Source organism: Neisseria sp. 19428wB4_WF04 (genome assembly GCF_015235335.1).
In the GTDB taxonomy this organism is placed as follows: Bacteria; Pseudomonadota; Gammaproteobacteria; order Burkholderiales; family Neisseriaceae; genus Neisseria; species Neisseria musculi.
Map to the genome: position 1 here is coordinate 1 of NZ_JADGLG010000062.1, position 12,190 is coordinate 12,190.

The 12,190-nt window shown below is 49.8% G+C and carries 8 protein-coding genes and 4 pseudogenes; 8 read left to right on the plus strand and 4 right to left on the minus strand.

Annotation, left to right across the window (positions count from 1 at the left end; all coding sequences use genetic code 11):
• From IR141_RS10845 to IR141_RS10870, 6 genes and pseudogenes are all read left to right on the plus strand, one after another.
• Nucleotides 1–155, plus strand: a pseudogene (locus IR141_RS10845) (IS3 family transposase); the annotation flags it as partial.
• A gap of 442 nt (nt 156–597) precedes the next feature.
• Complete coding sequence (frdA, locus tag IR141_RS10850) at nt 598–2,370, plus strand: fumarate reductase (quinol) flavoprotein subunit (RefSeq protein WP_135037087.1); 1,773 nt, start codon at nt 598–600, stop codon at nt 2,368–2,370.
• A complete protein-coding gene (locus IR141_RS10855) occupies nt 2,367–3,110 on the plus strand; it encodes a succinate dehydrogenase/fumarate reductase iron-sulfur subunit (RefSeq protein WP_135037090.1) in 744 nt (247 codons plus the stop codon). The genes frdA and IR141_RS10855 overlap by 4 nt, the downstream gene beginning before the upstream one ends.
• A 1-nt stretch (nt 3,111) precedes the next feature.
• Nucleotides 3,112–3,504, plus strand: coding sequence for a fumarate reductase subunit C (locus tag IR141_RS10860; RefSeq protein WP_135037093.1), 393 nt, complete (start codon nt 3,112–3,114; stop codon nt 3,502–3,504).
• 16 nt (nt 3,505–3,520) lie between these two features.
• Nucleotides 3,521–3,868, plus strand: a complete 348-nt coding sequence (frdD, locus tag IR141_RS10865) for a fumarate reductase subunit FrdD (RefSeq protein WP_135037096.1) — start codon at nt 3,521–3,523, stop codon at nt 3,866–3,868.
• A gap of 205 nt (nt 3,869–4,073) precedes the next feature.
• Nucleotides 4,074–4,694, plus strand: a pseudogene (locus IR141_RS10870) (IS1595 family transposase).
• A 17-nt stretch (nt 4,695–4,711) separates the two neighbouring features.
• On the opposite strand, the gene IR141_RS10875 reads toward IR141_RS10870, so the two are convergent.
• The 4 genes and pseudogenes from IR141_RS10875 to nirK form a co-directional block, all read right to left on the minus strand.
• Entirely contained in the window at nt 4,712–5,650 is a 939-nt protein-coding gene (locus IR141_RS10875; protein WP_135037099.1) for an NAD(+) kinase, read from the minus strand.
• A 1,188-nt stretch (nt 5,651–6,838) separates the two neighbouring features.
• Entirely contained in the window at nt 6,839–7,588 is a 750-nt protein-coding gene (locus tag IR141_RS10880) for a formylglycine-generating enzyme family protein (RefSeq protein WP_135037102.1), read from the minus strand.
• 125 nt (nt 7,589–7,713) lie between these two features.
• Nucleotides 7,714–8,103 (minus strand): cytochrome c, encoded by a 390-nt coding sequence (locus IR141_RS13515; protein ID WP_256359874.1) that lies wholly within the window; start codon nt 8,101–8,103, stop codon nt 7,714–7,716.
• Nucleotides 8,104–8,139: 36 nt separating this feature from the next.
• A pseudogene (nirK, locus tag IR141_RS10885) lies at nt 8,140–9,198 on the minus strand (copper-containing nitrite reductase); the annotation flags it as partial.
• A gap of 373 nt (nt 9,199–9,571) precedes the next feature.
• Here nirK and IR141_RS10890 point away from each other — a divergent pair.
• Nucleotides 9,572–11,809 (plus strand): nitric-oxide reductase large subunit, encoded by a 2,238-nt coding sequence (locus IR141_RS10890; RefSeq protein ID WP_135037108.1) that lies wholly within the window; start codon nt 9,572–9,574, stop codon nt 11,807–11,809.
• A 265-nt stretch (nt 11,810–12,074) separates the two neighbouring features.
• Nucleotides 12,075–12,190, plus strand: a pseudogene (locus tag IR141_RS10895) (IS1595 family transposase); the annotation flags it as partial.

The following is a 12,190-nucleotide window of genomic DNA, read 5'->3' on the forward strand; positions in this document are numbered from 1 at the left end:
CTGAAAAACCGATACTGCATTCTGACCAAGGTTGGCAGTATCAGATGGATTTTTATCAAAAGCAGTTAAAAGACAAAGGATTAGTGCAGAGCATGTCCCGTAAGGGAAACTGTCTGGACAATGCGGCAATGGAAAGCTTCTCCGGCACGTTAAAAAAAGCCTGCGTATTTCAAAGTGGAATGCTTCCATACGCGCAAATATGCTTCCGCTGCCGGATTGGCAGCAGCTTTGCGCGAATCTATCTGTTACTGCAACTATAATGGGGTTAAGCTGGAAAGGATTGAGTTCTGTGCCATACAGGATTCAGGCTTTGGGAGTCGATTGATTAAGCTGTTCGGTTTTTTAGGGGGGGCAGATTTTTTTTATTTTAGTCTACTTAATAAATTACTTCGGTAATCGGGCTTTTATTTGAGAGAGTAGTGTAAGTTTTGCAAAGGCTACAGGCCGTCTGAAATCCTAAAAGTTTTCAGACGGTTTTTTTACGTTTGCCAAACAGTAAGATTCGGCTAAATTTGCCTTTTATCAAAAGACGCTTATTAAATTTATTTACAATGTTGTTTAATAACATAACCGACTACCAACAAAAAAGCAGGCAATATGGACATCATTCAAACCGATGTGGCAATTGTGGGTGCAGGTGGTGCGGGCTTGAGGGCGGCAATTGAAATCGCACGCGCCGCGCCCGATAAAACCGTACACTTGATTTCCAAGGTTTATCCTATGCGCAGCCACACCGTAGCAGCAGAAGGCGGTTCGGCCGGCGTGGTGCGTGACGATGATTCGCTCGAAAACCATTTCAACGACACCGTTTCGGGCGGCGACTGGTTGTGCGAGCAGGATGTGGTGCAGTATTTTGTGGAACATGCCACTGAAGAGATGGTTCAGATGGAACACTGGGGTTGCCCGTGGTCGCGCCTGCCTGACGGACGTGCCAATGTCCGCCGTTTTGGCGGCATGAAGATTCCGCGAACTTGGTTTGCCGCCGACAAAACCGGTTTCCATATGCTGCACACCTTGTTTCAAACCTCGATGCAGTATCCCAATATCAAACGTTTGGACGAACATTTTGCGCTTGATTTGCTCATTGATAACGGCGGGTTAGCCGGTGTGTTGTGTTACGGCCTGCAAGAAGGCGTGGTACGCGCGGTGCAGGCCAAAAGCGTGATTATTGCCACCGGCGGTGCCGGGCGCGTGTTTGCCTTCAACACCAACGGCGGTATTGTAACCGGTGACGGCATGGCGATGGCCTACCGCCACGGTGTGCCGCTGCGCGATATGGAATTTGTGCAATACCACCCTACAGGCCTGCCCGGCTCAGGCATTCTGATGACCGAAGGCTGCCGTGGCGAAGGCGGTATTTTGGTTAATAAAGACGGCTACCGCTATTTGCAGGATTATGGTTTGGGGCCGGAAACGCCCATCGGCGAGCCGAAAAACAAATATATGGAGCTGGGGCCGCGCGACCGTTTGTCGCAGGCGTTTTACCATGAATGGAAGGCTGGCCGCACCATCAGCACGCCGCGCGGTGATGCGGTGCATTTGGATTTGCGCCATTTGGGTGAAGACTTTATCAATGAGCGGCTGCCGTTTATCCGCTCGCTGGCGCAGAAATTCGTTGGTGTCGATCCTGTGTACGAGCCGATTCCGGTGCGTCCGACCGCGCACTACACCATGGGCGGCATCGAAACCGACCAGCGTTGCGAAACCCGTATCAAAGGGTTGTTTGCGGTGGGTGAATGCTCTTCGGTCGGCCTGCACGGTGCCAACCGTTTGGGTTCTAACTCGTTGGCCGAGTTATGCGTATTCGGCAAAGTGGCGGGTGAAGAGGCGCTGAAACATGCTCAAGCCGCCGGCAGCGGCTTGGACTGTGAAGCGTTTGCCGCGTTGGCCGAGCAGGCTTACCGGCCGTTTGCCGAATTGAAAAATCGTACGGACGGTACTGAGAAACCAGCCGACATCCGCCGCGAATTGGGTGCGATGATGGAGGCGGAAGTGGGCATCTACCGCAGTGCGGAAAATGGTGCGCGTGCCAAAGAAGCAATAGGCCGTCTGAAAGCGCGCTATCGGAATGTGCGTGTAACCGACCATTCGGATACCTACAACACTGATTGGCTCACTACCATTGAATTGGGTTATCTGTTGGATGTGGCCGAAGCGATGATTTATTCTGCCGATGCGCGCACCGAGTCGCGCGGCGCGCATCAGCGGTTGGACTTTCCCGAGCGTGATGATGAAAATTTCCTCAAACACACCCTGAGTTTCTATCGGGGGGAGCAAGAACCGCCGCAGATTGAATACAGCAGCGTGTTGATTACCAAATCGCAGCCCGCCAAACGGGTTTACGGTGCAGAAGGGGAGAAAAAATCATGAGCCAAATCATTAAACTGGAAGTGATGCGCTACCGCCCCGGTATTGACGAGAAACCGTGGCCGCAAGTGTTTGAAATCGAATGGACGCAGGATATGTCGATTTTGGACGCGCTCGCCCTGATTAAAGACGATTTCGAGCCGGAACTGGCCTACCGCTGGTCGTGCCGCATGGAGGTGTGCGGCTCGTGTGGCATGGTGGTCAATGGCGAACCCAAACTTGCCTGCTCGACTTTTGTGCGCGAATATGCTTCGGCGGGCAAAATCACTGTTGGCGCGCTTGATCAGTTTCCCATCGAAAAAGACCTGATTGTGGATGCTGATCCGTTTATCGAAAAGCTCGAATCGGTCAAACCCTATATCATCAATAAAAACCCGCGCGCGCTGGCCGATAAGGAATACCGCCAAACACCTGCCGAGCTGGCCAAGTTCAAACAATACACTATGTGTATCAACTGTATGCTGTGTTATCAGGCCTGCCCGCAGGTGGGGTTGAACGCCGATTTTCTCGGCCCGGCCGCTACCGCGTTGGCACACCGCTACAATCTCGACAACCGAGATACCGGCAAAACCGCCCGTTTTAAAGTAATGAACGGTGAAAACGGCATTTGGCCGTGTACCTTTGTTGGCTACTGCTCGGAAGTGTGTCCGAAACACGTTGACCCGGCCGGTGCCATCCAGCAGGCCAAAGCCGCCGCCGTGCCGTTTTGGGCGTTATCCAACCTGAAGAAAGAGGAGGCATAACATGAGCCGTAAACCTTATACCGCCAAACAGCCGGCTAACTGGTATATGCACAACCGCTTTTTCAAACTCTATATGTTGCGTGAGCTGACCAGCGTGCCGGTGGCTTTGGCCGCATTGAACTTGTTCTGCGGCTTGGCTTCCCTAGCAGGCAGCTTTGATGCTTGGGCAGGCTGGGTGGAGATGCAGAAAAACCCGCTGATGGTGCTGTTGAACCTGTTTGCCGTGGCTGCGGCCTGCTTCAACAGCAAAACTTGGTTTGAAGCCGTGCCAAAAGCAATGCCGATACAGAAAGGCGAAAAATTTGTTCCGGCTGCCGTATTGATTAAAGCCAGTTGGAGCGCATTCGCCGCAGTTTTTGTGGTGTTGGTGTTACTGGTTGCCGTATTGGCCTGACAAGAGGGATAAAATAATGAGTAACAAACACATGAAGCCTTTGTATTGGGGCATCTTTTCAGCAGGCGGTACCGTTGCAGCTCTGATTCTAGCCCCTGTTCTAGTAGTGATGTGCCTGCTGCTGCCGTCCAGCATATTGGGCAGCCCGGCTGATTTTTACGACAGCGTACACGGCTTTGTCGGCAATAAATTGGTATATTTGGTGTTGTGTGCCGTAGTATTTACCATTCTTTGGCACGGTGTGCACCGTTTCTACTACATTCTGCACGATATGCACGTTCATGTAGGTAACCGCACACGCCTGGGTTTTTATGCCTTTGCTGTACTGGTGTTTGTGTTTGCCTTATTGAAGGGTTGGTTTTGAGGCGTTTTGTATCTTTGTACGAGCAACGTATATAGTGAAAAACACAAAACAAGTGGTCAAACACTAGCAGTACGGTGGTACGAAGCCGATACTATTACTACTACGGTCACTCACAAAACCATTTTTTAAGTAAGGCTGGATTTCTTATCTTTTGAGACTTTGCTGGATTAGTAGTTATCCCAAACTGTAGAAATGCAGATAACCCATTGTAACTAAAAAGAGCAGTTAAAGATAACCCCTTCGGTTTTTTGTATGTGAAGTTACAGACCATTCTGCTGCAGATTTATTAGGAATCTATCCTCATTTCGCAACGCTGTTTTACTGCAAAATCCGCCTCATTATCAGTCATCGTTTGACTCTTAAGGCAGGTCCAGATTTTTGATGCTTCGTAGAGTTGGATGAGGGCTGCTTCGGTAGTAAACACAAAGGCAGACGTGCTCAGGCGGAGGCAACAACAAACGTGACAGTATCCGGATTCTTAACGCGGTACAAAGGTTTATACAGTAGTTGTCGAGGATGCTAAAAGAGAAACACTACTGCTTGTTATTACAAGAAAAATCATGCCTGACAGTATTGTCCGTACTGACTGTTTGGGCAGCAGTGATATGTTGGATATAAGCGGTTTTACCCATCACCGTATCCATCACGGCAGGTTGTTTTCAGACAAATAAAACCATATCAATAGTATCGAGAATTTCTAGAGTCCGGCAAAAGCGTGTTCTGAGAAAATACAATGGAATCAACCGTCAACCTTTTTCGTTATTCTTACAAAGAATACGGGTTTCGGTTTAACTTTGGTGTGCCATCCAAGCAGCTTAAAGTGTAGCACAGGTGACGTGAAATTTAGGGCTTAGTTAGTATAGTTCCTATCTTTTTTATTTGACGGTATGTTTCGACCAATTGCTCTCCCCAATGCAGCTTTTGGCGAAGGGTTTTGTAATATTGGTAATCTGTGGGGTGTAATACGCGCAAGGGGTGGCGGTAGCGGTGGATTTTGATGCGGTCAAAAGTATGGATGTCTATAAACGACTGCCCATCGAAATGGGTGCGCGCATCACCGCCTTTGGTTACTAGAATTTCAATTTCGCAAGTGTCGGCAACGGCAATCGGGCGGTTGGTCATGGATTGGGGGCAAATGGGCACTAAAGTAAATGCACGCAGACTGGCCTGCATAATCGGACCCCCGGCGGCAAGAGCATAGGCAGTGGAACCTGTGGGGGTGGAAACAATCAGGCCGTCTGAACGTTGTGTGTAAACAAATTCTTTATTGATAAACACTTCGAATTCAATCATTTGTCCGGCACCGCCGCGCGATAAAACTACGTCGTTTAGAGCCAGTGAAGCGGTAACGGTGCCACCTTCGCGTATCAGGGTGGTTTCGAGCAGAATGCGCTCTTCGGGTAGATATTTTCCCGAGAGCATACCGTTGAGTATCAGGGTCATATTTTCGCGCGGTACTTGTGTGAGAAACCCCAAATGCCCTTGATTGACGCCGATAACCGGTACCCGGAAAGGGGCAATAATGCGACCTACCGACAGAAATGTGCCATCGCCGCCCAGTACAATGACCAAATCACATTTTTTGCCGAAGTTGCCTTTGTCAAGAATATGGCAGCGTTTTGCATCTACGGCACAGACAGAACCATCGTGCAGAGCGGCCTCATCGAGATAAATGTCAAGTTTTTTTTCGTGTAGAAACTCCACCAGTGTATGCAGGGTTTCTTGAATTCGCGGCGTTTGAGGACGGGCAACAATGCCTATTTGTTTAAATTGGCTGATCATGGCACGATGTGGGATGAGTAAGAGTTTCAGAATTATAGCGGTTTTTATAGAGGTGCTGAAAGTGAGTGTAATTTCAGATGACCTTTTCTGAGTAAAGATTGTTATGATCTATATAACCGGTTCAAAGCGAATGATACCGTATCCTAACAGCCAAACCTGCAAAGCAAACGAAGCAAATGAAAAGCCTATAAGATAAGCTCCATTCTCGGCCGATTCAATACATCAACATCTTTATCCGCCATCAACATGGCGCCGAAGCAGTTGCACAAACATCATCAAATCAAGCCTCGCCACAGCACTGTCTGGCACTACTAGTACCAACAGCAGCACACCATGGTAACGTCTCGGCAGCAGCCGGAAGCCTTATTGAGCAGTATGGAAGCACATGAGCCAGAGGAACACTCGAGCTTCTCGCGATTGTTGCACAAAACTCCGCAACGGTGGTTGGTGATCCGACACCATTGTCGGCAATGAGCGATGTAGAAAATCCTAATGTTGTTTACACTTTTTGTTTTTTTGCCTAAAGGCCCGTTTTGGGATTGTTGAGAGTTGTCAAAATACCCAAAAGCACAAGCTATATCGCTCTCTAAGAATGCACAGAAATCACGAAACTATCGTTTTAGCAAAAAACAAAAGCTGTTTCATATAAAAAGTGTGAACAACCCGGCTTTTTTCAACAGATAGGAAAGGAGCATTACCGACCTCGGCCGAACGGGTTGCTAGCAATACCGTTAGCGGCAAACTGAAGAGCTTCAAAGCTAAAGAGTCGCCCGCGCCTCATCATCGGAGACAGATAAAACCAGTGTGCCGTAGCTATGTATAACAGCAAAGAATTTTACTGTGCACCCAAACCGCCGAAGCATTGGTGGCGGAAGCCTATTTTACCGCCTCGGCTATTTGGGGGAGAAAAGGATCAATGAAGATGCCGGCGGATTTATCTGTCAATATTTCCCCAGACAAACGGTTTCGCACAATATCAACTACTGGGAGATACGCGGGGGTTCGGATGTGCTGGTTCACAGGAAAAGAAAAACAATTGGCTGTGAAACACCAAATGTTTTATTCTTAAACCGGCTCTAATCTATACTATCTGAGTATTAAAATTGAAATGAAAATCAGATATCCTTCAGATGCTTTGCAAAGCAGTTTTGTAATGATTTTGAATTTTGCCAAAGCTGCTGCTCTGTTTTACTTCGCGCAGCGGAATCCTAGGTTGTTGAGTACAAATTTAGCCTGCAGGCTGGTGCGTATGCCGTAGCGCATAAAGGCGGCGTAGTCGCTGGGGTCGGCGGAGCCTGCTGATGCGCCGCTGCAAAACATATTGCTGCCGGCAGCAGAAGCTGAGGTGAGCAGGCTGCTGTTGAAGTCTTCAGTCCACTCCCAAATCAGGCCGTGCATATCGTGAATGCCCCAGTAATTGGGTTTGTTTTGCCCGACATCGCGCAGGCCTTTGCGGTTGCCTTCGGCATACCAGTCGAGAATAGTGCGGTTGTAGCCCGGTTCGGCGGTGCCGTTGATGCGGGTTTGGGAGGCTTGGCCGGCAAACTCCCATTCATCGATGGTGGGCAGGCGTTTGCCTTGTGCGGCGCAGTAGGCGTGGGCAGCAAACCATGAAACATTGGTAACGGGTTTGTTTAAATCGTTTTCGGGCGGAGCGTGGCCGTTATTGTTTTTTACCCAGTGGCGCAGATAACCGGACTCGGCCTGTTTGCTGCTGGTTTTGTCGCGCTGCCATTGCGGGTGTTTTTGTATGAATGCGGCGAATTGGGCATTGGTAACGGGCAGGGTGTCGATTTGAAATGCTTTTACGCTGATCATGGGCGTTTCTTTTTTCAGATAAAGCGGTCGGTATCGGCCGCCGCTCACTTTGGCCATTTCGGCGGCGGCAGTGCCTGCGCTCAGCAGCAGAACAGCGGCAAACAGTGGTGCGGTATTCATGGCGGTTTGCTCCGTGATGTTTTTTCAGACGGCCTGGGGATAACAAGGCCGTCTGAAAGTATGGGATGAAACGTTATGGTTTCTTGCGGCAAAGGCCGTCTGAAGTTTTTCAGACGGCCTTTGATTTATTTGCCGCGCTCTTTGGCTACATCGGCTGCGTGAATCTGGCCGCCGCCGTTGTTGAAGCTGTTGAGTATGTAGGTCAGTACATTGGCGGTGTCTTCATCGTTTAACGCAACAGCGGGCATTACGCTGTTGTATTCTTTGCCGTTAACGGTGATTTTTCCACTCAGGCCTTTGAGTATGGCGTGAATGCCGCGTTTGGGATCGGCTTTCAGATAGTCGGAGTTGGCAAGCGGGGGGAACGCGCCCTCCACGCCTTTGCCTTCTGCGCCGTGGCAGGCCATGCAGTTGGCGTTAAACACGGCTTTGCCGAGCTTGATCTGATCTTCTTTGTTTGATGCCTTGCTGGGGCCTGCCTTCACTTTGGCTTCTTCTTCGGCAGTGAGCGGCACGGTTTGAATGGCACCGCCCTCTGACTGATAGATGGCGTCACTGAGTTTTCCTGAATAAATTTCTTTGTTTTCAGGTCCTTCTGCTTTCAATTGACCGAGCGCGCCTTTGTTGAAGGCGCGGAAGATGGAGTGGTCCACCAGTGTGTAGCTGCCGGGTACATCGAGTTTGAAATCGACAATTGCTGCCCCGCCCGCAGGTACGATTGTGGTTTGGATATTTTCGTTAATCAGCTTGCCGCCTTCCACATATACTTTATCGAAAATTTCACCGATAACGTGGAATGAGGATACCAAGTTGGGGCCGCCGTTGCCCACATAAATGCGCACACTTTCGCCTACTTTTGCTTTTAAGGCGTTGTCGCCGGCAATCGCGCCGACGTGGCCGTTGAATACTACATAATCCGGTTGCTCTTTAATGGCTTTTTCCATATCGAAAGGCTGCAGGCCGGTTTCGCCGTATTTGCCTTTGGTGTAGAAATCGCCCTGTACCACATAAAACTCTTTATCCACTTTGGGCAGGCCTTCTTTGGGTTCGACCAAAATCAAACCGTACATACCGTTGGCAATATGCATACCTACCGGCGCCGTGGCGCAGTGATAGATATACAGGCCGGGTTGCAGGGCTTTGAAATTAAAGGTAGAAGTATGCCCAGGAGCAGTAAAGGTGGCTTCTGCACCGCCGCCGGGGCCGGTTGCTGCGTGGAAATCAACATTGTGGGGTACTGTGGATGTGGGGTGGTTGGAAAACTGTACTTCAACCGTGTCTCCCTCGCGGACACGGATGAATTGTCCGGGCACATCACCGCCGAATGTCCAATATTTATAATCGACACCATCGGCCATCTGCATCACTTTTTCAATCACTTCCATTTTGACGACTACCTTGGCAGGATAATCCCGATCAACCGGCGGCGGCACGTTGGGTGCGGAAGTCAATACTGCCTCAATTACCGGCAGCTCGCCCTGAGAAGCTTGGGTTTCAGCTTTGGGCGAAGAAGCAGCTGAAGTTTCGGCAGGCTTTTCAGCCGGCGGCTGTCCGCAGGAGGCGAGAGCGAATAAAGGTGCTATCAGAGCAGCTAAGGTGTGGCGTTTCATGGTTAAGTTCCTTTTTGGAAAATGTCCGCTTTATGAAGCGGTTTTATGGATAAAAAATCATATGTGAAGCTTGCGGGATGGGTATTGATTTACATCAATTGATTCATTATTTAAGAATATTAAAAGCATGGTTATAGTGTGTGACTGGTGTGACTGGTGTTTTTAAAATAGTTTTCATCGTGCCAATAGCTGTTGTTGTGTCGGATGGCGAGTGCAGATTTTGATATATATCTATATTTATCTTTTATTTAGTAAAAATTTCTGTTTTTTATCGGCGATAGAACGTTATTTTTATCAATTTGTGCTACAATTTCAACATTCATATTTTATGAATATTTAGAAACCACTTCACAACTAGAAGAAGGAGCACAAAATGGGACAGTATAAAAAGCTCTGGTATTCGCTGATTGCGGTACTGGCGGTTACTTTCTCTATCCTCGGTTACTTGGGTGTCGAGGTTTACAGGCAGGTGCCCCCGATTCCTCAGGCTTATGTGAGCGAATCCGGGCAAACCGTTATCACTAAAGAAGATGTGTTGGCAGGCCAGTCGGCTTGGCAGAGCACGGGCGGCATGGAGTTGGGTTCGATACTCGGCCACGGCGCCTACCAGGCACCCGATTGGACGGCCGATTGGCTGCACCGCGAAGCGGAGGCCTGGCTCGACATCACTGCAGAAAAAGAAACCGGTAAAAAATATGCCGATTTAGATAAAGCGGCCCAAGCCAATATTCAGGCGCGTTTGGCCGAAGAATACCGCAACGGCGGGCGCGTCAATGAAAACGGACAGGTGGTGCTTTCTGCCACCCGCATCGAAGCGGTTAAACGTGTTGCGCCTTACTACATCATGCTCTACGGTGATGACCCCTCCATGATTAAAACCCGTGAAGCGTTTGCCATGAAAAACGGCACGCTGCCGAGTGAAGAGGCGCGCCAAAAATTAACCGACTTCTTCTTTTGGACGGCTTGGGCATCTTCCACCAACCGCCCCGGGCATGATGCCACCTATACCAACAACTGGCCGCACGAGCCTTTGGTCAATAACGTGCCGACCACCGAAAACTATATGTGGTCGTTTGCCAGCATCGTGTTTTTGCTGCTGGGCATCGGCCTGCTGGTTTGGGGTTTCTCGTTTTTAAAGAAACACGATGACGAACCTGCCGCGCCGTCTGAAGACCCGCTCTCTAAAGTGGTGCTGACCCCATCGCAAAAAGCCCTGGGCAAATATGTGTTTTTAACCGTGGCCTTGTTTGTGGCGCAGGTGTTGCTGGGCGGCCTGACCGCGCACTACACTGTGGAAGGCCAGCAGTTTTACGGTATCGACATCTCGCAATGGTTTCCCTATGCACTGGTGCGCACCTGGCATATTCAGTCGGCGATTTTCTGGATTGCCACCGGCTTTCTCACCGCCGGTCTGTTTTTGGCACCGATTATCAACGGCGGCAAAGATCCCAAATTCCAACGCGCGGGCGTGAATTTTCTGTATATCGCGCTGTTTATTGTGGTGCTGGGATCATACGGCGGCAACTTTTTAGCGTTGAGCCATGCCATTCCGCTGCATTTGAATTTCTGGTTCGGCCATCAGGGTTATGAATATTTGGATTTGGGGCGTTTTTGGCAGATTCTGCTGATGGTCGGCCTGCTGTTGTGGTTGTGGCTGATGCTGCGCTGCACCGTCAACGCCTTCCGGCAGAAAACCGATAAAAACATGCTGGCAGTTTTTGTTGCCTCTATGGCAGGGGTGGGGTTGTTTTACGCGCCCGGGCTGTTTTACGGCGAACACACCAGCCTCACCATTATGGAATACTGGCGTTGGTGGGTTGTCCACCTTTGGGTGGAAGGGTTTTTCGAAGTATTTGCCACCGCCGCGCTGGCTTTCATTTTCTACAACATGGGCTTGGTATCGCAACGCACCGCAACCATCACCTCATTGATTGCCGCCAGCCTGTTTCTGGTGGGCGGCGTGCCGGGCACGTTCCACCATCTGTATTTTTCCGGCACCACCACGCCGGTGATGGCCGTGGGCGCATCATTTTCCGCCTTAGAGGTTGTACCCTTGATTCTGCTTGGTCGTGAAGCTTACGAACATTGGTCCTACCAGCACGCAGCCCCGTGGGCGAAACGGCTGCGCTGGCCGCTGATGTGTTTCGTTGCCGTAGCGTTTTGGAACATGGTGGGCGCAGGCGTGTTCGGCTTTTTAATCAACCCGCCGATTTCACTCTATTACCTGCAAGGCTTGAACACCACCGCCGTGCACGCGCACGCCGCCCTGTTCGGCGTATACGGCTTTTTGGCGTTGGGCTTTGTGTTGCTGGTGGCTTCCTATATCAAACCGGATGCAGAATTTAATGAAAGCCTGATGACTTGGGGCTTCTGGCTGCTCAACAGCGGGTTGGTGCTGATGATTGTTATCAGCCTCCTGCCGGTCGGCGTGATTCAGGCCTATGCCAGCATCACACAAGGTTTGTGGTATGCCCGCAGCGAAGGCTTCATGCAGCAGGAGCTGCTCGATACCTTGCGCTGGGTGCGCACCGTTGCCGACCTAATCTTTATCGGCGGCGCATGCTGCGTATCATGGCAGGCAGCGAAAATGGTTTTTGCACGCAGTAAATAACAAATGAAACGATCAACGGTTTTAAAGCCGTAGCGGCCGTCTGAAACATTCAGGCGGCTTTTTTCAGACGGCCTTAAGTTTGATTCTCAGAGCACCTTAGCTTTATAAGTTGATTTTCAGAGGGCACGGTTTACAGCGTTGCCTAAATGCCCGAGCCGTCTGAAAAATTCAGACGGCCTTTTTTAAACGGCCTTTATTACCAACGCGGCGGTATTTATTTATTTAAGGGGCTGACGTAGATTAGCAGTCATGATAGGCTGCCAAAATGAAGATAACCCACTGTAAGTTAAAGAAGAGTCTGCAAAGAAAACTGCTTGAATATTTTGTATTGGAAGTAACCGCACGTTCTGCTGCCGATATCTTAGGTATTCAGCCCAATAC

Coding starts and splice junctions, on each gene's coding strand:
- frdA (WP_135037087.1), top strand. CDS start 598: ATGGACATCATTCAAACCGATGTGGCAATTGTGGGTGCAGGTGGTGCG.
- IR141_RS10855 (WP_135037090.1), top strand. CDS start 2,367: ATGAGCCAAATCATTAAACTGGAAGTGATGCGCTACCGCCCCGGTATT.
- IR141_RS10860 (WP_135037093.1), top strand. CDS start 3,112: ATGAGCCGTAAACCTTATACCGCCAAACAGCCGGCTAACTGGTATATG.
- frdD (WP_135037096.1), top strand. CDS start 3,521: ATGAGTAACAAACACATGAAGCCTTTGTATTGGGGCATCTTTTCAGCA.
- IR141_RS10875 (WP_135037099.1), bottom strand. CDS start 5,650: ATGATCAGCCAATTTAAACAAATAGGCATTGTTGCCCGTCCTCAAACG.
- IR141_RS10880 (WP_135037102.1), bottom strand. CDS start 7,588: ATGAATACCGCACCACTGTTTGCCGCTGTTCTGCTGCTGAGCGCAGGC.
- IR141_RS10890 (WP_135037108.1), top strand. CDS start 9,572: ATGGGACAGTATAAAAAGCTCTGGTATTCGCTGATTGCGGTACTGGCG.